Source organism: uncultured Aquimonas sp., assembly GCF_937888285.1.
In the GTDB taxonomy this organism is placed as follows: Bacteria; Pseudomonadota; Gammaproteobacteria; order Xanthomonadales; family Xanthomonadaceae; genus Aquimonas.
This window is the reverse complement of record NZ_CALART010000007.1, coordinates 1-20,786: the sequence shown is the minus strand read 5'-3', so window position 1 is coordinate 20,786 and position 20,786 is coordinate 1. Positions and strand designations below refer to the sequence as shown.

Genomic DNA, 20,786 nt, shown 5'->3' with positions numbered 1-20,786 from the left:
AGCCAACGCTCTGCACGCAGCCTGCGGCTGCACCCAGCTTGCGGGTCGCGAACACGCCTATACGCCGCCGAGGAGGCTTGACCTGAAAGAGAGTGTCTGCAAACAGCTGTGCTGCCCTGCACGGCCCGCCAGCCGCAGGCAGGTCGCTTCGTGCGCCTGCTGTCAGGTCCAACCCCCATCCAGCGTGTGTCGCAGCAAGGGCGCCTTCCCGCGCCGACCGCTGAGAACCGCAGATGACACACCCGATCGCTCGCCTCATCGCACTCGCTCTGCTGGCCACATTGGCGCTGACGGCACAGGCCAACGGTAAGCTGGACACCGGCTTCGGCCCCGTCGCCAGCGGCAAGACCACGACCTTCTTCCCCATCGACGCCAGCCTGCAGCGCGGCGCCACCCGCGTCGTCAAAACCCTGGTGCAGGCCGACAACAAGACCCTGCTGGTCAGCAACACGCCAACACCGTTCGGCTCGCAGTTCCCGGGCAACAGCCAGATCGGCGTCACCCGCCTGAACGCGGACGGCTCGCCGGACACGAGCTATGGCCCCCGCGGTCAGCAGCTGTTCGATGCCGGCGTCGATTTCGAAGTGCAAGCCGTGGATGCCGCGCTTCGTGCCGATGGCGCGCTGCTGGTGCTGGGCACCCTGTTCGGCCCCTTCAACCAGAGCGACATGGCGGTGTGGGCGGTGCTGCCCAACGGCAGCCTGGACCCCAACTTCGCCAGCGGCGGGTTGCTGCGCATCCGCCGCGGCGGCAGTCCATCTGATATCGCCGGCGCCATCGAACCCTACGAGTTGGAGTCCAACCGCTTCATGATTGCCGGCGCGATCCGCGACGGCGACAGCGGCCCGCGCGACCTGATGCATGTGGTGCTGTTCGCCAACACCGGCCAACTCTGCGGCGTCGCCGAATGCGGCAACGTCATCGGCGGCAACGTCGGCCAGCCCAATCAGTGGTATGCGCTGCGCATCGGCGCCAACTTCGACGTGCAGGTGGCCGACCTCGCGGCCGAATACGTGCCCGAGGCAAACGTGCCGCTGCGCTTCCGAACCCTGCTTCGCCGCGGCATCGTCAACTCGCAGGGCCAGTTCGACACCGCGGTGATCGGCACCTCCTTTCCCTCGGCGACGCCGGGCTATGGGATCGACACCCAGTTCGGCAGCAACGGCTTCCGTAGTCTCTTCTTCAGTGCCGCCCCGGGGTTTCGACACAACACCGGCAATCGCCTGGCCCTCCAGCGGCAGGGCGCCAGCTCGCGGCTGATCGTAGTTGGCTACGCTGCCAACGCCAGCGACACCGACCCCTCGATCGGCGTCAGCGTGATCGACACCGTGACGGGCGCGAACGATCCTGGCTTCCTCGGCGGCACCGCCTTGAACTTGGACTACACCGCCAGCGGCATCCACGGTGACGCCTATGCCGCCGACGTGCTCGCCACGCCCGACGGCAAGATCCTGATCGGCGGCGGCTACGAGTACGCGGGCTTCAGCTTCGGCGATGCCGCCCTGGTCCGCCTCAATGCCGACGGCAGCTTCGACAGCAGCTTCGGCAACCTCAACCTCGGCCTGCCGGGCCGCATGGGCTACGGCCACACCCTGTTCGGCAGCGACCGCGACAACCGCCTGGACAGCATGGCCCTGTCCGCCGACGGCGAACGCGTGGTGTTCGGCGGCTATGCCTATGCCAGCGACGACGGCAGCTTCTACGGCAGCGCCATGCGGGTGCGGCTGTATGCGCAGGATCTTCTGAAGGATGGGTTCGAGTGAGGTGCTGCGGATCGGTGGGGCAGCGGGGGCGCAGCAAAGGAAGGTGACGTCCAGCACTGGATAGCCCGAACAACGACCTTGTGGCCTCCTTCAAAGCGACGACCCCCACATGTGGCGGGTAGCGCCCGAGGCTCGGGGCGAACCCGAAGCCTTGACGCGTGCGTTCGACCCGCGCGTGTCTTCTTCCGCGGCGCTGATGAATTCGGCAGCTCCGAGTATGACTTCAGCATGGCTTGCCATCCTTTGCCCAGAAGGATCACTCTCCGCGATTGTCCAAGATGCCCCAGGGGGCTCCATGCGCGTTGCTGCAATCCAATATCCCGTTCCGGCACTGTGCGCGCTCACGCTCGCCATCGCCTGTTCGCTCAGCGCTTCCGCGCTGGCAGCAGAAGTCAGGCACGCGAATTTCGCGGTTGATGGCCTCAAGCCGCCCAACGCACTGCGCTCCAATCCGGACGCCTCGCCAGCGCCTGCTCCGCAGCCGGAGGTCGTCCGCGGTGGTGACATCTACTTCGAAGACTTCAACAGCGTCTGCGCAGCGGGAGCGCCGGCGGCGCCTTACCTGCCGCCGGCCGGCTGGACGGTACACGACGTGGATGCTCGCTCCCCGAACGGTCAAGTGAGCTGGGTGTCCAGCGCCTGGGTAGTACGAGAGCGCTTCACCACCTCCGCGCCGAATGACTGTGCGATCTGGAGCACCTCGTGGTACACGCCAGAGGGGGCTGCGGACGACTGGGCCGTGATTCCAGTACAGGTCACCCCCTTGGCGTCGACGCGACTGAGGTGGAGCGACCTGGCGCCGGACGCCAGCTATCCGGACGGCTACGAAGTGCGCTACAGCACGGCCGGGACGGCGCCCGCCGATTTCCTGCTGAATCCTGCCCTGGTCACGGTACCGGCGGCTCCGTCCGTGTGGACCAATCGCGAGATCAGCCTTGCCGCGCTGGCCGGCACCCCGGTGCATCTGGCCTTCCGCAACAACTCCAACAACCAGTTCCTGCTGGCCTTGGACAACTTCCGGATCTTTGATGTCGTTGAGTTCGATCCGGTCCTGTCTGGATTGAAGACAGATGCGTCTGCAAGCGGTTACGCCAAAGTGCCGGCGGGCCTCGGATACGGCGCCATCGTTCAAGCCACCGTGGGCAATCTGGGCGCGTCGCCTCTGACCAATGTGCGCATGCAGGCCGAGGTGACGATCAGCGGAACGCCCAGCGGCTTCGGTGTGCTGACCTCAAGCCCGGTGAGCCTTGCCCCGACAGCATCGCAAACGGTGCAACTGCTTGAGCGCCTGCCCTACGATCAGCTGGGCGAGTGGACGGTCGCCGCCTCGGTCACGAGCGCGGAGGGCGACCAGAACCCGGCAAACTCCTCGGCCACCTACTCGATGGTGACTGTCACCGCCAACGAGCTGTCCCGCGCGCAGGGAAGCACGACGGGGACGCTCGGAATCGGCGCCGGCAACGGTGGGTTCCTGGGCCAGGATTTCCAGCTGCCGCAGACGGCACGTCTTACGGCGGTCCGCTATCGTCTGACCAACTCGGATGTGCTGCCGGATGACGGGATGGGGAACACCGGCGATGGTGTCGGCGATTTCAACGGCTGCGAGCTGCAGGTGGCTGTGTTCGCCTGGAATGAAATCGAGGGTGAGCCCGGTGAGCAGATTGCAACGGCATCGACCACGGTGGCCATGGACGCGCCGATTGGCAGCACCGAGCTGGAGTTCACTCTGGACTCGTCGCTTCTGCTGCCGCCGGGCCGCTACCTGATCGCCGCCGTAGAGCCCACCCTGCCCGAACCGCGCACGATGACCCTCGAGAACACTCCCGAGCGCTTCACGCCCGGCACGGTGTGGGTCAACTGGCCGACCAGCCCTGCCGGTGGCTGGGCCAATGCAGAGACCTTCGGCGCCAATTTTGCGCGGACCTTCCAGATGACTGCGGTGCTTGAGTTCGAGCCCTTCATCTTCGGCAACGGCTTCGAGGACTGAAGCCAAGGGCAGACACTGTCCGGGGGTGTACCCTCCCGGGCAGTGTCTGGCAGTCACGCCTGACATGGGGCCCTGCCCCAAGACCCCGTGCCGCGCGCACGTGTGGTCCTACCAACCCGCGACGCCGAGCTGCGCATGACGCCCATGGATGATTCCGAGTCAGCGCTGCGCCGACAGCTTCAAGCCCAGCCCGACAACGACGACGTGCGCCTGCAGGCCGCGATGCATGCCCTGCGCCGGGGCGCGTATCGCGAAGCCCATGACGACGTTCTGCAAGCCTGCAGCACGCGGCCGGATGCCCTGACGCTGGTCGCCGAGCGACTCGAAGCGCTGCGTGCTTTCCAACTGCATGCGCAGATGCGCGCGCTGGTTCACCGCTGTCCCGCGGATCGCGTTCTCGATGTGCAAACCCTGCTCCGCGGCGCTGCGGCGCTGCAGAGCGCTGGCCTGACGGACGAAGCGCTCGCCTGGGCCGAGCAGGCATGGCGTGTGCAGCCGCGTGCGGCCAGCGTCTGCGTACAGCTGGCTCTGCTGTGCATCGAAAAAGGCCAGCTCGATCGCGCCCAATCCTTGTTGACCGAGGTCTGCCAAGGGGCGCCAGTGGTGCCGATTGCGCATTGGGCCCTGGCTCGCCTGGAGGGCGACAACGCGCCGCGGGCTCGCATCGAGCGGCTGCAGCGTCTGCTTCATTCGCACGCGAACGACCCGCAGGCGGCAAGCTTCTTGGGGTTCGCGCTGTATCGGATTCTTGCGGCACGGAAACAGCATGAGGCAGCGTTCGCCGTGCTGCAGCGCGCCTGCGCGGCCAAGCGTTCCACCTTGCGCTATGACGAACCGGCTCAGGAGGCACTGGTCGCAGCGCTCGCTGCAGAGCCGGTCACGCCCGCAGAAGCATCCGCCGCACCGAACGGCGTGGCGCAACCCATCTTCATCGTCGGTATGCACCGCTCCGGCACATCGCTGCTGGAGCGGATCCTGGAGGGCCATCCGCAGGTGGTGGCGGGCGGCGAACACTATCGCCTGGCCGCGCAGGCGCGTCTTGCGGCCAACCACGGCTGCGCGGACGTGCTCGGCCCCGAGCTGCTCCGAGCCTTGCGTGACGTTGATGCCGCGGCACTTGGCCATGCCTACCTGGCGGCCAATGCCTGGCTCGCGGACGGCCAGTCGTATTTCACCGACAAGCTGCCGCAGAACTTCCAGCTCATCGGACTGATCGCGCGTGCGCTGCCGCATGCCCGGGTGCTGCACCTGGTCCGCGATCCGCTGGATACCTGCGCCTCCAACTTGGGCGAACTGTTCGGCGGAGCCAATGCGGCCTACAGCTACCACCCGCATGAACTGGCGCGTGCGTACGCGCGCTACCGGCGCACGATGGCGCACTGGCATCGCGTGCTGCCGGGCTTCGTGCTGGACGTGAGCTACGCAGATCTTGTCAGTGATCCCGAATCGACCATGCGCGAGGTCTTCGCCTTCTGTGGCCTCGAATATCGGCCCGAAGCGCTCGACATCCGCGCCCGGACCAGCCCGGCGAGGAGTGCAAGTGCGCTGCAGGTCCGCACCCCCATCCATGCGGGCAGCATCGGGCGCGGCGGTGAATCCGCCCCTCTGCGCGAGGTGCTGTCCGCTGCCCTGCAAGCGGCCGGGGTTGAGGCATAGCCTTCGACACCGGCAAGACCAGGCGTCAGGAGCCGGAATCCAGAAGCCCGATTGGAGCGCACCTCCTGCTCTCGCGTGATGCGCTGACTTGCGAGACCTGCCGAACCGTGCGGGCTTCGTACGGCGCTGCAGCTGCTGCTCGATCCTGTGTCGAAGGCGCTCCGCTCCCGGGGTGTGCTGCCCCCGCAAACGGCGCCTGATCTCGTCCACGTTTTCGGATGTTGTGGCCGAGGGCACCCCGTCGTGGTGGAGACACTGGCGGGTCATGTCTTCGGCATGCAGCGCCAGGGACGGTGGGTGCGAAGTCGCGAGCGGTCGGTGTCCGCCCTGGACTGTGCGACATCGCTCGACCTGGCGTCGTCGAGAGGCAGGACGACCCTGCGCCCCTCGTTCGGCGGGAGTTCGATGTAGGCCGGGCCGCGCGAAAAACAGGGTCGGATTCATCAACGGTGGACGAGAAGATCAACCGCACCCCCGTCCCGTTCCCGAAGCGGGCCGAGGCTCGCGGTGACTGCCATCAGGCAGTTCCCTCGCCTGACTGCGAGTCCCGGTCAAGCAGGCAGTCGATGAATGCTCGCAGGGCCGGCAGCATGAAGCGGCGGCTGGGGTAGTAGAGGTACAGGCCCGGCATTGTCGGCGACCAGTCCGCCAGCACTCGCTTCAAGCGTCCGTCCTGTAGCGCATCGGCGATCCCCTCATCGTTGTAGGCGTAGGTGATGCCCAGTCCCTGCAGCGCGGCGGCCACGACGATGTCCTGATGGTTCGCGATCACCCGGCTCTGCCCGAAGAACTCGGTTCGCTTTCCCTTCTTTCTGAACTCCCAGCCGGCGACTCTGCCGCTGCCCGGAAAGCGCCAGTTGATGCAGGCGTGGTGTTCAAGCTCCGCCGGTGTCCTCGGCTCGCCGTGCTGCGCGAGGTACTCGGGAGAGGCCACCGCAAGCAGTTCGATGTCCGCTGTCAGCCGGACTGCCACCATGTCCTTCTGGAGACGTCCGCCCACGCGGATGCCGGCGTCGAACCCCTCCGCTGCGATATCACTGAGACCGTCGTCGATCACGAGGTCAAGCGTCACCTCCGGGTGCGCGCGGGCAAAGCGGCCGAGCCTCGGCACGATCAGCTTCCTGGCCGCCATGCCGAGGCTGTTGATGCGCAAGGTGCCGGCCGCGCGAGCGCTGCTGCCGGCCGCCTGTGCGACTGCGTCGTCCATCTCCCCGCAGTACCGGAGCCATGCGCTGGTGCAGGCGATGTCCAGGTTCGGTGGGCGAGACGCTCCGGGTGGTCCGGTTGAGCAGCCGCACGCCGAGCCGGGACTCGAGTTGACGGATGGTCTGGGAAAGGGCGGATCGCGACAGTCCCAGTTGATCGGCCGCGCGGGCGAAGCTTCCCCGCTCGACGACGGCCACGAAGGCCTTCAGCTCAGCAAACTCTGCGCCGCGCATTGTGCACTCAAATCTGAACAGGCTTATTCAATAGTAGGCGATTCTCTAACCGCAAAAAGCCCTCCATCCTGATCCTACGATCCCGATGGAGCACCGCAATGCAAGCACTGAATCTGCCCGAACCGATCGCCGCCTACTTCCGCGCCGACGCTGGAAGCGGCCTGGCCGTGGCGCACTGCTTCACGCCCGACGGATGGGTCAGGGACGAGGGACACACACACACGGGGCACGCCGCCATTGCCGCCTGGAAAGACGATGCAGCGGCGCGCTACACCTGCACCGTTCAACCGCACCGCCTTGAGCGGGACGCCGACCGCCATGCGGTGATCGCGCGTGTGTCCGGCGACTTTCCGGGCAGCCCGGTGGACCTGCGCCATGTGTTCCTGCTCGAAGGCGGCAAGATCGCGTCACTGGAGATCCGCTCATGAGTTTCGATCTCCAACTGGCCGGCAAGCGTTCACTGGTGACCGGCGGTACGCGTGGGGCTGGGGCCGCCGTCGTGCAGGCGCTGACGCAGGCCGGTGCCCGGGTCGTCGCCACTGCCACCTCAGCGCCGACGCGACGGGCAACAGATGTCCACTACCTAGTCGCCGACCTCACGACGGCGCAGGGCGCACGCCATGTCGCCGCGGCGACACTCGAGCATCTCGGTGGCATCGACATCCTCGTCAATGTGGTGGGCGGCTCCACCGCGCCGGCGGGCGGCTTTGCCGCGCTCGACGACGACGCCTGGTCGCGTGCGCTGGACCTGAACCTGATGTCGGCCGTGCGCCTCGACCGCGCCCTGCTGCCCTCGATGCTGGGGCAGGGCGAGGGCGTGATTCTTCATGTCACCTCCATCCAGCGCGTCTTGCCGCTGCCGGAGGCCACCATTGCCTACGCGGCGGCAAAGGCGGCGCTCTCGACCTACAGCAAGGCGCTTTCCAAAGAGGTGACTCCGAAGGGCGTCCGCGTCGTGAGGGTCTCACCCGGCTGGATCGACACCGAGGCGGCCGCGGCACTGGTGGAACGCGTTGCGGCGCAGGCGGGCACCGACCATGACGGCGGCAGGCGCCTGGTGATGGAGTCTCTGGGTGGCATCCCTGTGGGGCGACCCGCCAAGCCGCAGGAAGTGGCCGACCTGATCGCCTTTCTGGTGTCGCCCCGCGCTGCCTCCATTTCGGGTACGGAATACACCATCGATGGCGGCACCGTGCCAACCGTGTGAGGGGCGGGTCGCGGCCAGAGGCTTCAGGCGTTGCCTGCAGGAAAGTCGTGTGCCTTCCACCGTCGCGGCGATTGGCCGGTCTGCGCCTTGAAGGCTCGCGACAGCGCGGCCTCGCTGCCGTACCCGACCTCCGCTGCGATCACCTTCAGCGGGCGTCCCCGGCGCAACGCCTTCTGCGCCAATCGCACACGCCAAGCCTGGAGGTACTGACCCGGCGTCGTCCCCACCTGCTCGCGAAACGTGGCGGCGAACGCGCTGCGCGACATTCCGGCGACCTGCGCCAGAGCCTCCAGCGTCCACTCACGCTCAGGCGCTTCGTGCATCGCAACCAGCGCATGGCGCAGACGCGGATGCGACAGGCCGGACAGCAGGCCGCCCTGAAGGCTTCCGCTTTCCATCAGCTGTCGCAGCACCTGGATCATCACCACTTCGATCAGGCGCTCGATCAGCGCGATCCGTCCGCAGCGCTGCTCGAAGGCTTCTTCGAACAGCAGGGCAGTCACCGGCGCTGCACCCCCGATGCCATCCAGCGGCAGACAGATCAAGTCCGGCAACGCCGAAGCAATCGGATGCTCTGCACCGCCCTCGAACGCGAGGTGCGCGCAGACCATGTCGGCCCCGCGTTCGGGGTCGGTGTGGAAGCGATGGGCAACGGGGCGCGGGAACAGCAGCAGGCTTGGACGCTCCACGCGCACTGAATCCTTGCCCCACCGCACCTCCACCGTGCCCGCGCGTACGAAATGCAGCTGCCCATGGGCTCCGTCGCTTTCCACGGTGTTGATGCCGCACAGCGCGCCGGTGTTGAACACCCGCGCGCCCACCGGGAAGTGCGTCATCAGTGCCGCGAGTCGATCGGCCACTGAAAGTACTCCTGATCAAGTTGTAAGGACTCTACATCACCAGAGGTCCATGCGCGCCGACCACACTGCGTCTCACCGGGGCACAGCGTCCCGGCGCCTCCACCCACCTCGCCACAGGACAGCACACGCATGAACGCCGTTACCCGCACCCTCGCCACCAGCCTGCTCACCCTCTCCCTGCAGGCCACCTTTGCCGCCCAGGCCGCAGAACCCATGACCCCGGCGCAGGCCGCTGCCGCAGCAACCGTGGATGGCAATTACATCGTCACCCACGACAAGGTTCGCCTCTATTACAAGGACTGGGGCCCGAAGAACGGCCCGGTCGTCACCTTCAGCCATGGCTGGCCGCTGAGCGCCGACAGCTGGGAATCGCAGATGCTCTTCCTGGCCTCGAAAGGCTACCGCGTGGTCGCACATGATCGCCGCGGCCACGGTCGCTCCAGCCAACCCTGGGAGGGCAACGACATGGACCACTACGCCGACGATCTGGCCGCGGTGATTGAAGCCCTGGATCTCGACGACGTCACCGCGGTCGGCTTCTCGACCGGCGGCGGCGAAGTGGCCCGCTACATCGGTCGCCACGGCACCGGACGCCTCAAGAAGGCCGCCCTGATCAGCGCCGTCCCGCCGCTGATGCTGCAGACCCCCGACAACCCCAGCGGCGTGCCCCTCGAAGTCTTCGATGGTCTCCGCAACGCGTCCCTGCAGAACCGCTCGCAGCTGTACCTCGACATTGCCTCGGGCCCGTTCTTCGGCTTCAACCGGCCCGGCGCGAAGATTTCGCAGGGACTGATTGACAGCTGGTGGGCGCAGGGCATGCAGGCCGGGCACAAGAACACCTACGACTCCATCGCAGCGTTCTCGACCACCGACTTCCGCGAGGACCTGAAGAAGTTCGACGTGCCCACCCTCGTCATCCACGGTGACGACGACCAGATCGTGCCGCTGGACACCTCCGGTCGCGCCTCGGCGGCGCTCATCGAAGGCGCGAAGCTGATCGTGTATCCGGGCGCACCGCACGGCCTGACCGACACCCACAAGGATCAGTTCAACCAGGACCTGCTCGAGTTCCTTGAGAACTGAGAGCTTCTCAGCCCCGCGTGGCGGGCCGGGTGTTCCCAAAGAAGCATCGGTCCGTCATCCCCGCGAAGAGCCTCCCGTCGTGAAGGCGAGGGCGGGGATCCAGACCTCTCGTGACTGAGGCAAGCCACACTGGGCCCCCGCCGACGCGGGGGCGACGATCAATGGGGTCGCGAGCGTTCTGTTTCCTGAGAGCGTCTCAGCTCCGCGTCGCGGGTCAGGTGTTCTCGAAGAGACATGTGTTCGTCATCCCCGCGGAGGCGGGGATCCAGAGCTCTTGCCGCTGCCGCGCGTCTCGTCTGGCCCTCCCGCCTTCGCGAGGGCAGGCTCTGCGCGGGGGCGACGAACCAGGGGTCGCTAGACGCTGCTTCAGCCTCGCGTCGCGGGTCAGGTGTTCTCGAAGAGACATGTGTTCGTCATCCCCGCGGAGGCGGGGATCCAGAGCTCTTGCCGCTGCCGCGCGTCTCGTCTGGCCCTCCCGCCTTCGCGAGGGCAGGCTCTGCGCGGGGGCGACGAACCAGGGGTCGCTAGACGCTGCTTTGGCCGGTTCTTCATGCCGCGCCGCCGCGAAGGTGCTCAATACAATCAATCACCTACGGTTCTGTTTCTTGAGGGCGTGCGATGCCGGGCGGCTGCGGGCTCGATGCTGCAGCCGCCTCGAACCGCAATGACCCCCGCGCAACCACGGTCGCGGTGCCCGCAGCTGCAGGCACGTTCGACGGCCCACCCGCTCTGCGCGTCCAAACCCGCGCCCAACTTCGGAGCCCACCATGAACCCGTTCAAGCGCCTACGCACCCTGCTGTTCACCTCTCTTGCGGCCGCGGCCCTGATCCCGCAGGCGAATGCCGCAAGCTCCAACACCTCAACTGATTCCACCGCTGTCAGGAACGTTGTACTGGTGCACGGCGCCTTCGCCGACGGCTCGGGCTGGCGTCCGGTGTACGAGCTGCTGACCCAGCGCGGCTACCGCGTCACCGTCGTCCAGAACCCCCTGACTTCGCTCGCGGACGATGTCTCGGCCACCCGTCAGGCGCTCGATCGCCAAGGATGGGCCGACCGTCCTGGTCGGCCACTCCTGGGGCGGCACGGTGATCACCGAAGTCGGCGTGCATCCGAAGGTGGCCGGTCTGGTCTATGTCTCTGCGCTGGCCCCGGACGCGGGCGAAACCATGGCGCAGCAGTACACCGGCTTCGCGGCGACCCCGGAGTTCGAGATCGAGACCAATAGCGATGGGTTCGGCTTTCTCGCGCTACACGCGTTCAAGGCCGGGTTTGCCCACGATGCCAGCGATGCTGATGCGGCGTTCCTGCGCGACTCGCAGGTGCCGATCAACATGTCGGCGTTCGAATCCCGCCTGTCCCAGGCCGCGTGGCGCAGCAAGCCGAGCTGGGCGGTCATTGCCACCGAAGACCGCGCCTTCGACCAGGCGATGCTCGTCCACATGGCCAATCGAATCGGCGCGACCATCACCCGCGTGCCTGCGAGTCACGCGGTGTACTACACCCAGCCAGGCGTCGTGTCCGATGTCATCGATCGTGCGGCCCGGGCTGTGACTACGGCCACGGCGGACTGAGGGCGCAAGCCCTCGATCAGCGCGTCGCCCCTGCATAGCGTGCGAGCGAGTCCGCGCTCAGCAGTGCCTCGCGGGCCGGCATCCAACCGAGCAGCTCCCGTGTGCGTGCGCTGCTCGCGCCGGCCGCCATCGACGCGAAGCCGAAGAACCATCCGAAGTGGGCCTTGGCCGCCTCTGGATCCAGCCCGACCGAGGGGACTCCCAGCGCGTCCCCGATCGCGCGCGCGATGTCGACGAAGGGCAGGGCCTCTTCCGCGCAGGCGTGATAGACCCCGCCGGGCTCGCCCCGCTCCACGGCGAGGCGGAACACACGGCCGGCGTCCGCGCAGTGGACCGCTGACCACAGGTTCCGGCCGTCGCCGACGAAGGCCGACACGTCGGACTGCCGCGCCAGGTCGAACAGGTAGGGAACGAACGCGTGGTCGCCGGCGCCATGGACGGAGGGCGGCAGCCTGACCAGCAGGATGCGTGCCCCTTCCGCATGCATGCGCCGCATCGTGGCCTCGGACTTTCGCGGGTACACGGGCGAGGGCGGAAACGCCCGGTCGGACTCGGTGGCGATTCCGCTCGCATCCAGATGCGCCAGCCCCGAGGTGACGACCAGCGTGCCGCCGTTGGTCATGGCGGCGCGGCCCATGCACTCGATCGCGCGCGCGTCCTCTTCGCAGCTCTCGGCAAAGCGCGAGAAGTCATGGTTGAAGCCGGTGTGGATCGTGGCCTCCGACTGGCGCACGCCCCGCACCAGCACATCGAGGTCCTGCAGGCTGCCGAGGAGCGGCGTGGCACCGGCCGCGGTCACCTTGGCAGCCGCTTCGGCCGAGCGCGCGAGGCCGAGCACCGAGTGCCCGGCGCCGAGCAGTTCACGGACGACCGCCGAGCCGACGAAGCCGGACGCCCCTGTGACGAATACACGCATGGATCTTCTCCCGTGGATGGATGAGTGAGCCGGGCCAGCTCGGCTGGCCACGCGGAGAAGCTAGGGCTAGCATCCGGGAGCGATAAGGCGTGGGCGTATAGGGGTGTCATGACTACCCGGATGGGTCGAAGCGGCACGGGCGCGTCAGCCCTGGGGGAGTTCCTGCGGATGCGGAGGCAGGCCATGCGGCCGGAGGCCTTCGGCTTCGCTGGCCGGCGGCGCACGCCAGGACTGCGGCGCGAAGAGGTCGCGCAGCGCGCGAACATCAGCGTCACCTGGTACACCTGGCTCGAACAGGGCAGGGGCGGCGCGCCCTCGCCGACGGTGCTCGATCGCGTGGCGCGCGCGCTGGACCTCGATGAGCACGCGCGCACGCACCTGTTCCAGATCGGCCTGGGCCATCCTCCGGCGCCCAAGGGCGAGCCCAGCGACGAGGTTCCCGCCAGCATCGCCCGCCTGCTGGCCGCGTTCGACGCCATCCCTGCCTACGTCAAGAACCTGCGCTGGGACCTGCTCGCCTGGAACAGCGCCGCAGCGGCGGTGTTCGCTTACCACAGCGGCCCGGCCTTCGAGCGCAACCTCCTGCGGCGGATCTTCCTGAGCGAGCCCGTCCGCGCCGCGCAGCCTGACTGGCCCGCCGTGGCTCGCTTCGTGGTGGGCGCATTCCGCGCGGACGCGGCCCGCGCCGCGGGGACGGCCATGGGCGAGGGAGTCGACGCACTCGTCGACGAGCTCTGCACCGCGAGCCCGGCGTTCGCGACCTTATGGCAGAGCCAGGAGGTCGTGCCCTTCGGTCAGGGCGACAAGACCCTGCTCCTGCCCGGCGGGCGGGCGCTGCGCCTCGAGTACTCGGCGCTGATCGTCGACGGGCGTCCCGATCTGAGCCTGGTGCTCTACAACCCCGCGACGGCGGCGGACACCGCACTCTTGCGCGAGATGATCGCCGCCCAAGCGGCGACACACCCACCTTGACGCTGCCGCACCGGACTTCAGCGAGCCGGCGAACGCTGGCCCCACTGTTCCCCCTGCCTGCCAAGCACGCGCTGTTCTATCGCTTCGACTACGGCGACGACTGGATCTTCAAGATCAAGCCCGCGCGCGGCGCAGCGTCTGCGGGTGGCGAGAAGGAATCCGGCCTGATCGGGGCGGAAACGGGGTCAGGTTCACTTCCGACAGCCCCGCGCGCCGAAGTCCTACAACATCGCCAGCGTTGTGCCCACGTAGGGTGGCCAGCGCTGCAGCGATGCTGGGCACATGGCCCGCCAACCTCGACTCGACCTGCCAGGCATTCCGCAGCACATCGTGCAGCGTGGAAACAATCGCCTTCCCTGCTTCCAGGGCGACACCGATCGCTCCTGCTATCGCCAACTGTTGCGGGAGGCGCTGCTCGCCACGGGCTGCACGTTGCACGCCTATGTACTGATGGACAACCACGTCCACCTGTTGGCAACGCCGCCCGAAGTGGGTGCCACAGGTTGCCTGATGCAACAGCTCGGCCGCCGCTATGTCGGGCAGTTCAACGCGCGCCACGCGCGCACCGGAACGCTCTGGGAAGGTCGGTACAAGGCCTGTCTGGTCGATAGCGATCACCATCTTCTGCGCTGCAGCCGCTACATCGACCTGAACCCCGTCCGCGCACGCATGACGGACGACCCTGTCGCATTTCCGTGGTCGAGCTGCGCGGGCCTGTGCGGGCTCCGCGAGGAGCCGCTGCTGAGCCCGCACCCCGTCCAGCAAGCGATCGGTGCAGACCCCTATCGCGCCCTGCTCTCCGAGGCGATCAGCGACGAAGACCTGGCCGCGATCTGGCTCTACCTGCAGCAGCAAAGCGCCTACGGCCGCGACGACTTTCGGGCGATGGTCGAAGCCAAGACCCAGCGCTTCGCCAGCGTGCGGCCGGCATATCGGCCGGCCAGATCAATGAACGCGACCGGGTAAGTGAACCTGACCCCGTTCTTGGTTGCCATAACGCCTTGCGTCATATAACGCCCAGCGCTATGGTTGCAATGTGATCCGGACCTTCAACGACAAGGAAGCCGAGAGGATCTGGGGCGGCTCGCCATCCCGGCGGCTGCCCGCTGACATCCAGCACGTCGCCCGTCGCAAGCTGCGCATGCTCAACAACGCCGCCAGTCTCGATGACCTGAGAATACCGCCCGCCAACAGGCTGGTAGCGCTCAAGGGTGACCGCAAGGGTCAGCACAGCATCCGCATCAACGACCAGTGGCGAATCTGCTTCCGCTGGAAGAACGGTGACGCTCTCGATGTTGAGATCGTCGACTACCACTGAGGTGTGCGCCCATCATGAAAGTGCTGCCAAACATCCACCCCGGCGAGATCCTGCTGGAAGAGTTCCTCAGCCCCCTTGGCCTCAGCCAGAACGCGCTGGCGCGTGCCGTAGGCGTGCCGCCGCGCCGCATCAACGAGATCGTGCTCGGCAAGCGTGGCATCAGCGCCGACACCGCCGTGCGTCTAGCTGCGGCACTCGGCACCAGCGAACGCTTCTGGCTCGGCCTGCAGGCGGACTACGACCTGGAGGAAGCCAGGCGTGCCTTGGGCGGCAAGCTCAAGTTGATCGAGCGGGTTGCCGCTTGAGGGAAACGGGGTCAGGTTCACTTCCGACAGCCCCGCGCGCCGAAGTCCTACAGCATCGCCAGCGTTGTGCCCACGCATGGTGGCCACCGCTGCAGCGATGCTGTGCACATGGCCCGCCAACCTCGACTCAACCGGCCAGGCATTCCGCAGCACATCGTGCAGCGTGGAAACAATCGCCTTCCCTGCTTCCAGGGCGACACCGATCGCTCCTGCTATCGCCAACTGTTGCGGGAGGCGCTGCTCGCCACGGGCTGCACGTTGCACGCCTATGTACTGATGGACAACCACGTCCACCTGTTGGCAACGCCGCCCGAAGTGGGTGCCACAGGTTGCCTGATGCAACAGCTCGGCCGCCGCTATGTCGGGCAGTTCAACGCGCGCCACGCGCGCACCGGAACGCTGTGGGAAGGTCGGTACAAGGCCTGCCTGGTCGATAGCGAACACTACCTTCTGAGCTGTAGCCGCTACATCGACCTGAACCCCGTCCGCGCCCGCATGACGGACGACCCTGTCGCATTTCCGTGGTCGAGCTGCGCGGGCCTGCGCGGGCTCCGCGAGGATCCGCTGCTGAGCCCGCACCCCGTCCAGCAAGCGATCGGTGCAGACCCCTATCGCGCCCTGCTTTCCAAGGCGATCAGCGACGAAGACCTGGCCGCGATCCGGCTCTACCTGCAGCAGCAACGCGCCTACGGCCGCGACGACTTTCGTGCGATGGTCGAAGCCAAGACCCAGCGCTTCGCCAGCGTGCGGCCGGCACATCGGCCGGCCAGATCAAAGAAAGCGACCGGGCAAGTGAACCTGACGCCGTTCTTGGTCGAAGCGTGGCTGTCTTGGCATGGCGTCGAGAGGGTCTTGAGCAAAGGCCCATGCTCGGTGCCGACGCACGCGTGCGAAATCAGGCTTTCGATGCACTTGGGGTAGGAACCACTCAGCCTTCGACATCACTCACGCCACAGCAATCGCCCCGAGGAAGCGCCGCACTTCCTGCGCGCCGCCCCTCAAAAAAGTGGTTTCGACCCCTGTTTTACCTGCTTTAATGCGAACGGATGGCAATTGACATGGCCGAGCGATGGAGATCGTGCGCGTCGCGGGTCTCCCTAGCCGAGCCTTACGTCAATTGAGATTCGGAAACTTTGTTCAACAACTTCGCGAACCTATCAAGACTGCCATGAATTCAAACGCGTGCTCCGTGAGGACCTCTCGATCGACCGCCTTTTTTTTGCTGCTCGCTTCCACTGCAGCAATCGGATCAGACGCCCCTGCGGGCATTCCGGTGCTCGGCCACGCTCTGCACCGCCTGGGTCCTATTGGTGTCCAAGGCTGGGGTGAGGTCGATGTCGACCAGGATGGTAAAGCCGATCTCGTCACCAGTGGAAACGGCCCCGCTTCCCTGCTCCTGGTCTACGGACGGCCCCATGGATCCTCCGCGTTGGGGCTCAAGCAGAGCCTCATCCTGCCACCGCTAGCAATTGATGCGCTTGCGACAGTCAGCCACGGAGACACACGCGTGGTGAGCATCGGCCCCGATCGCGTGGCGAGGCGCTACGGTGGCTGGCCCCTTGCGGAGATCGGCGCCTTCGAGGTCGCACACGTCACGCGCATCGCGCGCATCGGCGATATTGATGGTGATGGGGAGCTGGAGCTGCTGTGCGCGGGCCAGGGTACGCTGAGTGCTTACTCTCTACCAAGCGGTACGCCAGAGTGGAGCATGAAGGTGCAAGCTGCAGACCTAGCTCTAGCTACGCTCGACCAGGATCCGGCGCTCGAGATTATTGTCGCTGGAGGCGACTCTGCGCCTGGCCTCGTGATCGACGGCGCCACGCGCATGCTTGACTGGTCGCGCCCAGAGGGATTCGGCACCTATGTCGCGATAGGTCGGCTACTGGAGTCAGGTGGCCAGGGGTTCGTTGGCGCACGCGATTGGGACTCCCTGAGCGGCTTCACGACAGCGCCCTATGGCGTGTCCTGGAGCATGCCAAACTTCGATACCGATGCGGTCGCAGTTGGCGATATCGAAGGCGATGGTCAGGACGAGTTCGCTGTGGGCGATGGTCAGTGGGGAGCGGTTCGGGTCTACGACTCCCCGGGCCGCCGGATGCTGTACGAAATGCACAATCCAGGCAATGGCATGGACGCGCTGGGACTGCTGGATTTCGACGCGGATGGAAGGGATGAGGTCTGGTTCACCGCTCGCGGCGAGGGTAGCACCAACACCGAAGAGAACTTCGGAGCCGTCATCATGGACCCGGCCTCCGCCCTGCCTAGGTTGATGGTCGAGAACTACCGCCAAGGCGCAACCGCATCCCTCCTTGCCGACCTCGACCAAGACGGCACACTCGAGTGGGTTGTGGGAACGTCCAATCCCTCGGCATACAAAGGCTTGCTGCGCATACTCAACGCGGCCACGCAAACCGAAGTGTGGCGAGCACCCTACGAGATCGGCAACGGCTTCGCACCCTTCCAGACCGGCTACCGCAGCCTGCACGCTTCTCAGCTCGACGGCGACACGGCGCTGGAACTAATTGCGGTCGGAGCCAAGCCGTTCGACGAGTGGCGAATACTCATTGTGGATGGACGCACTCGTGAGGTCGAACATCAGATCCCCACGCCGATTGGGCGCTGGCCGCATACAGTCTCTGCGTCGCGTTTGGTTCAGCATGTGCCCGGCGGGCCCGCCGAGTTGCTGGTCGCAATCCATCAATACAACGCGCCGGAGAACGTAAGGTTGGAGGTCTACGCGCTGCCTCTGGGCAATCTACTATGGCGTTCCGAGACCGTGGCTGGCCCATATGATGAGGGCCTTTCGCTCGACGTCGGCCAGTTGGACTCGGACCCGGCAGCTGAGTATCTGCTCGCGTTCACCGGAGGACTCACTGCCTTCGATGCCTCCTTGGGCGTGCGGGAGTGGACTCTTTCTCGACCCACCGCAGGCGCATTGATCCTGTCTGACCAGCTGGCGCCAGTCGTGTTGTCCTTCACCCGCGAGGGCGAGGTGGTCCTGATCGACCCTGTCTCGGGCTCGGTGACAAGTGGATTCACGCTGCCGGCGCCGGTAGAGAAGCTCGTTCGCCTTCCTGACATTGATGACAGGCTGCTTGCCATTGCCGGCGAGCGCCTGCTTCTCATCGACCGTCAAGGAGAGGTGCTGGCAAGCTCGGGCTGGATTGGCAGCGAGCCCGGCGTGGGCGACAACTTGAGTGTCGCCTCCTCGCAGGGAGGCTGGCTAATTTCTGTGGGCCGATCATTCACCACGTTCCAACTGCGGCTTACGGATCCCGCGTTCATTTTCGCTGACAACTTCGATTAGCCCGCTTTTGAGGGTCACTACCGGGACACACAGCCAACGGGAAACGGGGTCCGGGGAAACAGGATCAGGTTCACTTCCGACAGCCCCGCGCGCCGAATTCCTACTCCAACGCCAGCGTTGTGCCCACGTAGGGTGGCCAGCGCTGCAGCGATTCTGCGCACATGACCCGCCAACCTCGACTCGACCTGCCAGGCATTCCGCAGCACATCGTGCAGCGTGGAAACATGCGCTGCAGCCGCTACATCGACCTGAACCCCGTCCGCGCCCGCATGACGGACGACCCTGCCGCATTTCCGTGGTCGAGCTGCGCGGGCCTGTGCGGGCTCCGCGAGGATCCGCTGCTGAGCCCGCACCCCGTCCAGCAAGCGATCGGTGCAGACCCCTATCGCGCCCTGCTTTCCAAGGCGATCAGCGACGAAGACCTGGCCGCGATCCGGCTCTACCTGCAGCAGCAACGCGCCTACGGCCGCGACGACTTTTGTGCGATGGTCGAAGCCAAGACCCAGCGCTTCGCCAGCGTTCGGCCGGCACATCGGCCGGCCAAATCATTGAACGCGACCGGGCAAGTGAACCTGACTCCGTTCTTTCGCATTCGCTGCGCGCCGCCTGAGAAGTGGACCCCCCAGCCTCGCCCCCGCCTCACCCGAGCGCAGATTCCGCGATCAGCACTTCGGCCGGGATACCAAGCCCGTGGTGCAGTCTGCGAATCATCGCCAGCGTCAGCGGACGCTTGCGGTTCAGCACTTCGTAAACCCGATTGCTCTTGCCGATGAGAGGTTCCAGATCCTTGACGGACAGACCGCTCTGCTCCATGCGGAACTTGATGGCCTCCACCGGATCCGGTGGGGCGATGGGGCAGTGTCGGGCTTCCCAGGCCTGCACCAGCGTGGCGAGGATGTCGAGGCGATCGCCCTCCGGGGTGCCCAGGTCGGGGTCGGACTCCATCAAGGCAGAGATGTCCCTGAGGGCGGCCTTGTAGTCTGCTTCAGTGCGGATGGGGTGGATGTCCATGCTGTGCTCCGGCCCTCAGGCCATCTCAACGGTTGCCGCATCGATCGCGTCGTAGGCCTCGTGTGTGCCGATGAACTTCACGTAGACGATCTGCAACCTGTAGGCAAGAGGGCCAAGCCTGGTGGTGCAAGGAACCCAGCGCCAAGTTCAGCTTCATAGCATTGGCCGCCAACGCAACGACGAAGCCTCGCCTTGCGCGGCGCTTCGTCATTTCCGCACCTTCTCGATTTCAGCCACTGCCTCGCCTACACCGACAACTCGCACGCCCTGGTGTGCGTTGACCGAGAGCAAGCCTTTGTCGCCGGTGACGATCAGTTCGGCGCGAGCCGCGAGTGCGGTGCCGATGACGACATCGTCGTCGGGATCCGGGGCGACGCCGGTGACAGCGATGGGGCGCACCATGAGGGTGAGATCGGAATACCGGTCGACCAGCTGATCGACTGACATGAGCGAGGCGGCGATCTTCTTCTCGAACCTGCGGCGGCCGAGGATGTCGGTCAGCTCGGCGAGCAGCGGCGTGCTGGTGAACAGCATGACGCGCTGCTCACGGCGGGACTGAAGCAAAACGCGCGGAACACCGCCCCACAGCAAGGCCGACGCGACGACATTGGTGTCGAGAACCAGCCGCATCAGTGGCCGGCACGGCGCTCGGCGCGCATGACGCGGACTTCCTCGGCGATCTCTTCCGGCGACATCACAGCAGGCTCATCGACAGCAGCCATGCGGTCCATGGCGGAGAACAGCTCATCGACACGCCGGGCCTTGAGCTGTTCGCGCAGCCAGCGCTCGATGGCGCGGGGCGACAGCAGACCGGCACGCTGCGCTTCCTGGACGAGCTGATCGGGCAAGGTGATCTGGACAGTCGTCATGTGATCCTCGTCGAGTCAGGCGGCTTGCTAGTCAGTGCTGTGTAGCTAAGCCCGGGGCCAAGGCTATCAAAGTAGCATCGGGGTGCCGCGGCGGGAGGGCTCGGCCGCCCGTCTCGGCCGATGCGCATCGAGTTAGTAGGGCGCCGTTTCTCGTGACCTGGCGTGGAGCGAAAACACGATCAACGCGCGTCCGCAGGCGCCTGATGCGCTGACTTCCGAGGCCGGCCGATCTTTGCGAGCCCTGCTCGGCGCTGCAGTTGCTCCTCGATCATCTGTCGGAAGCGCTCCGTTCCGAAAGCATGCTGGCACTGCAGGCGTCGCCTGATCTCTTCGACTTCGTCCGGCGTGATTGCCGATTGGACCCAGGCGCGCTAGAGGCGTTGGCGCGCAGTGTCTTCGGCATGCACCGCCAGGTACTGCGGGTGCGCAGACGAGTGGGTCGGTCGCACCCTGTGCGTTTGCTGCGGTAAGCGTCCGGCTGTCTCACCTTCCAACCTGACCCGATCTTCCTGACCGTCGCC

20 protein-coding genes and 1 pseudogene are annotated in these 20,786 nt (G+C 66.3%); 13 read left to right on the top strand and 8 right to left on the bottom strand.

Going from position 1 to position 20,786, the window contains the following annotated elements:
* The first annotated feature begins 233 nt into the window (after positions 1-233).
* Both Q0654_RS01160 and Q0654_RS01155 read left to right on the top strand, forming a co-directional pair.
* Positions 234-1,763 (top strand): hypothetical protein, encoded by a 1,530-nt coding sequence (locus Q0654_RS01160; RefSeq protein WP_298849634.1) that lies wholly within the window; start codon positions 234-236, stop codon positions 1,761-1,763.
* 295 nt (positions 1,764-2,058) lie between these two features.
* A complete protein-coding gene (locus Q0654_RS01155) occupies positions 2,059-3,750 on the top strand; it encodes a choice-of-anchor J domain-containing protein (protein WP_298849632.1) in 1,692 nt (563 codons plus the stop codon).
* A gap of 159 nt (positions 3,751-3,909) precedes the next feature.
* On the opposite strand, the gene Q0654_RS01150 is transcribed toward Q0654_RS01155, so the two are convergent.
* Positions 3,910-4,317, bottom strand: a complete 408-nt coding sequence (locus tag Q0654_RS01150; RefSeq protein ID WP_298849630.1) for a hypothetical protein — start codon at positions 4,315-4,317, stop codon at positions 3,910-3,912.
* Between the two features lie 3 nt (positions 4,318-4,320).
* Between Q0654_RS01150 and Q0654_RS01145 the strand changes: the two genes are divergently transcribed.
* Positions 4,321-5,406: a sulfotransferase gene (locus Q0654_RS01145; protein WP_298849628.1), complete on the top strand. Its 1,086-nt coding sequence runs from the start codon at positions 4,321-4,323 to the stop codon at positions 5,404-5,406.
* Positions 5,407-5,923: 517 nt separating this feature from the next.
* Here Q0654_RS01145 and Q0654_RS01140 read toward each other — a convergent pair.
* Both Q0654_RS01140 and Q0654_RS01135 read right to left on the bottom strand, forming a co-directional pair.
* Positions 5,924-6,613, bottom strand: a complete 690-nt coding sequence (locus Q0654_RS01140) for a LysR substrate-binding domain-containing protein (protein WP_298849626.1) — start codon at positions 6,611-6,613, stop codon at positions 5,924-5,926.
* Positions 6,614-6,713: 100 nt separating this feature from the next.
* Positions 6,714-6,845, bottom strand: a pseudogene (locus tag Q0654_RS01135) (LysR family transcriptional regulator); the annotation flags it as partial.
* A 98-nt stretch (positions 6,846-6,943) separates the two neighbouring features.
* On the opposite strand from Q0654_RS01135, the gene Q0654_RS01130 reads away from it, so the two are divergent.
* Complete coding sequence (locus tag Q0654_RS01130; RefSeq protein ID WP_298849624.1) at positions 6,944-7,273, top strand: nuclear transport factor 2 family protein; 330 nt, start codon at positions 6,944-6,946, stop codon at positions 7,271-7,273.
* Positions 7,270-8,052, top strand: coding sequence for an SDR family oxidoreductase (locus Q0654_RS01125; protein ID WP_298849622.1), 783 nt, complete (start codon positions 7,270-7,272; stop codon positions 8,050-8,052). The genes Q0654_RS01130 and Q0654_RS01125 overlap by 4 nt, the downstream gene beginning before the upstream one ends.
* Positions 8,053-8,075: 23 nt before the next feature.
* Here Q0654_RS01125 and Q0654_RS01120 read toward each other — a convergent pair whose 3' ends face one another.
* Positions 8,076-8,912: an AraC family transcriptional regulator gene (locus Q0654_RS01120; RefSeq protein ID WP_298849620.1), complete on the bottom strand. Its 837-nt coding sequence runs from the start codon at positions 8,910-8,912 to the stop codon at positions 8,076-8,078.
* Positions 8,913-9,041: 129 nt separating this feature from the next.
* Between Q0654_RS01120 and Q0654_RS01115 the strand changes: the two genes are divergently transcribed.
* Both Q0654_RS01115 and Q0654_RS01110 read left to right on the top strand, forming a co-directional pair.
* Positions 9,042-9,995: an alpha/beta hydrolase gene (locus tag Q0654_RS01115; protein ID WP_298849618.1), complete on the top strand. Its 954-nt coding sequence runs from the start codon at positions 9,042-9,044 to the stop codon at positions 9,993-9,995.
* A gap of 1,086 nt (positions 9,996-11,081) precedes the next feature.
* A complete protein-coding gene (locus Q0654_RS01110) occupies positions 11,082-11,567 on the top strand; it encodes an alpha/beta fold hydrolase (RefSeq protein ID WP_298849616.1) in 486 nt (161 codons plus the stop codon).
* A gap of 16 nt (positions 11,568-11,583) precedes the next feature.
* Here the strand turns inward: Q0654_RS01110 and Q0654_RS01105 are convergent, their stop codons facing one another.
* Positions 11,584-12,483 carry an SDR family oxidoreductase gene (locus tag Q0654_RS01105; protein WP_298849614.1) on the bottom strand — a complete coding sequence of 300 codons (900 nt, stop codon included), beginning with the start codon at positions 12,481-12,483 and terminating at the stop codon, positions 11,584-11,586.
* 108 nt (positions 12,484-12,591) lie between these two features.
* Here Q0654_RS01105 and Q0654_RS01100 point away from each other — a divergent pair, with 108 nt between their 5' ends.
* From Q0654_RS01100 to Q0654_RS01075, 6 genes are all read left to right on the top strand, one after another.
* Positions 12,592-13,455 carry a helix-turn-helix transcriptional regulator gene (locus Q0654_RS01100; protein ID WP_343230113.1) on the top strand — a complete coding sequence of 288 codons (864 nt, stop codon included), beginning with the start codon at positions 12,592-12,594 and terminating at the stop codon, positions 13,453-13,455.
* Positions 13,456-13,737: 282 nt separating this feature from the next.
* Positions 13,738-14,421, top strand: coding sequence for a transposase (locus tag Q0654_RS01095; protein WP_298849612.1), 684 nt, complete (start codon positions 13,738-13,740; stop codon positions 14,419-14,421).
* A gap of 70 nt (positions 14,422-14,491) precedes the next feature.
* Positions 14,492-14,773 (top strand): type II toxin-antitoxin system RelE/ParE family toxin, encoded by a 282-nt coding sequence (locus Q0654_RS01090; RefSeq protein WP_298849608.1) that lies wholly within the window; start codon positions 14,492-14,494, stop codon positions 14,771-14,773.
* Between the two features lie 14 nt (positions 14,774-14,787).
* Positions 14,788-15,078: a HigA family addiction module antitoxin gene (locus tag Q0654_RS01085; protein WP_091246299.1), complete on the top strand. Its 291-nt coding sequence runs from the start codon at positions 14,788-14,790 to the stop codon at positions 15,076-15,078.
* Between the two features lie 108 nt (positions 15,079-15,186).
* On the top strand, positions 15,187-15,999 hold the full coding sequence (locus Q0654_RS01080) for a transposase (RefSeq protein ID WP_343230112.1): 813 nt from the start codon (positions 15,187-15,189) through the stop codon (positions 15,997-15,999).
* Positions 16,000-16,246: 247 nt separating this feature from the next.
* Positions 16,247-18,385: a hypothetical protein gene (locus Q0654_RS01075; protein ID WP_298849598.1), complete on the top strand. Its 2,139-nt coding sequence runs from the start codon at positions 16,247-16,249 to the stop codon at positions 18,383-18,385.
* A gap of 639 nt (positions 18,386-19,024) precedes the next feature.
* Here Q0654_RS01075 and Q0654_RS01070 read toward each other — a convergent pair.
* The 3 genes from Q0654_RS01070 to Q0654_RS01055 all read right to left on the bottom strand — a co-directional run bounded on the left by Q0654_RS01070 (position 19,025) and on the right by Q0654_RS01055 (position 20,265).
* On the bottom strand, positions 19,025-19,396 hold the full coding sequence (locus Q0654_RS01070; protein ID WP_298849595.1) for a transcriptional regulator: 372 nt from the start codon (positions 19,394-19,396) through the stop codon (positions 19,025-19,027).
* Positions 19,397-19,603: 207 nt separating this feature from the next.
* Positions 19,604-20,026, bottom strand: coding sequence for a putative toxin-antitoxin system toxin component, PIN family (locus Q0654_RS01060; protein WP_298849593.1), 423 nt, complete (start codon positions 20,024-20,026; stop codon positions 19,604-19,606).
* On the bottom strand, positions 20,026-20,265 hold the full coding sequence (locus Q0654_RS01055; protein WP_298849591.1) for a hypothetical protein: 240 nt from the start codon (positions 20,263-20,265) through the stop codon (positions 20,026-20,028). The genes Q0654_RS01060 and Q0654_RS01055 overlap by 1 nt, the downstream gene beginning before the upstream one ends.
* Between the last annotated feature and the right edge of the window lie 521 nt (positions 20,266-20,786).

Excerpts from the sequence above, each read along its gene's own strand:
- Q0654_RS01085 (WP_091246299.1), top strand. The coding sequence starts at position 14,788 with ATGAAAGTGCTGCCAAACATCCACCCCGGCGAGATCCTGCTGGAAGAG.
- Q0654_RS01075 (WP_298849598.1), top strand. The coding sequence starts at position 16,247 with ATGAATTCAAACGCGTGCTCCGTGAGGACCTCTCGATCGACCGCCTTT.
- Q0654_RS01080 (WP_343230112.1), top strand. The coding sequence starts at position 15,187 with ATGGCCCGCCAACCTCGACTCAACCGGCCAGGCATTCCGCAGCACATC.
- Q0654_RS01130 (WP_298849624.1), top strand. The coding sequence starts at position 6,944 with ATGCAAGCACTGAATCTGCCCGAACCGATCGCCGCCTACTTCCGCGCC.
- Q0654_RS01125 (WP_298849622.1), top strand. The coding sequence starts at position 7,270 with ATGAGTTTCGATCTCCAACTGGCCGGCAAGCGTTCACTGGTGACCGGC.
- Q0654_RS01095 (WP_298849612.1), top strand. The coding sequence starts at position 13,738 with ATGGCCCGCCAACCTCGACTCGACCTGCCAGGCATTCCGCAGCACATC.
- Q0654_RS01055 (WP_298849591.1), bottom strand. The coding sequence starts at position 20,265 with ATGACGACTGTCCAGATCACCTTGCCCGATCAGCTCGTCCAGGAAGCG.
- Q0654_RS01060 (WP_298849593.1), bottom strand. The coding sequence starts at position 20,026 with ATGCGGCTGGTTCTCGACACCAATGTCGTCGCGTCGGCCTTGCTGTGG.
- Q0654_RS01100 (WP_343230113.1), top strand. The coding sequence starts at position 12,592 with ATGACTACCCGGATGGGTCGAAGCGGCACGGGCGCGTCAGCCCTGGGG.
- Q0654_RS01155 (WP_298849632.1), top strand. The coding sequence starts at position 2,059 with ATGCGCGTTGCTGCAATCCAATATCCCGTTCCGGCACTGTGCGCGCTC.
- Q0654_RS01070 (WP_298849595.1), bottom strand. The coding sequence starts at position 19,396 with ATGGACATCCACCCCATCCGCACTGAAGCAGACTACAAGGCCGCCCTC.
- Q0654_RS01115 (WP_298849618.1), top strand. The coding sequence starts at position 9,042 with ATGAACGCCGTTACCCGCACCCTCGCCACCAGCCTGCTCACCCTCTCC.
- Q0654_RS01105 (WP_298849614.1), bottom strand. The coding sequence starts at position 12,483 with ATGCGTGTATTCGTCACAGGGGCGTCCGGCTTCGTCGGCTCGGCGGTC.
- Q0654_RS01160 (WP_298849634.1), top strand. The coding sequence starts at position 234 with ATGACACACCCGATCGCTCGCCTCATCGCACTCGCTCTGCTGGCCACA.
- Q0654_RS01140 (WP_298849626.1), bottom strand. The coding sequence starts at position 6,613 with ATGGACGACGCAGTCGCACAGGCGGCCGGCAGCAGCGCTCGCGCGGCC.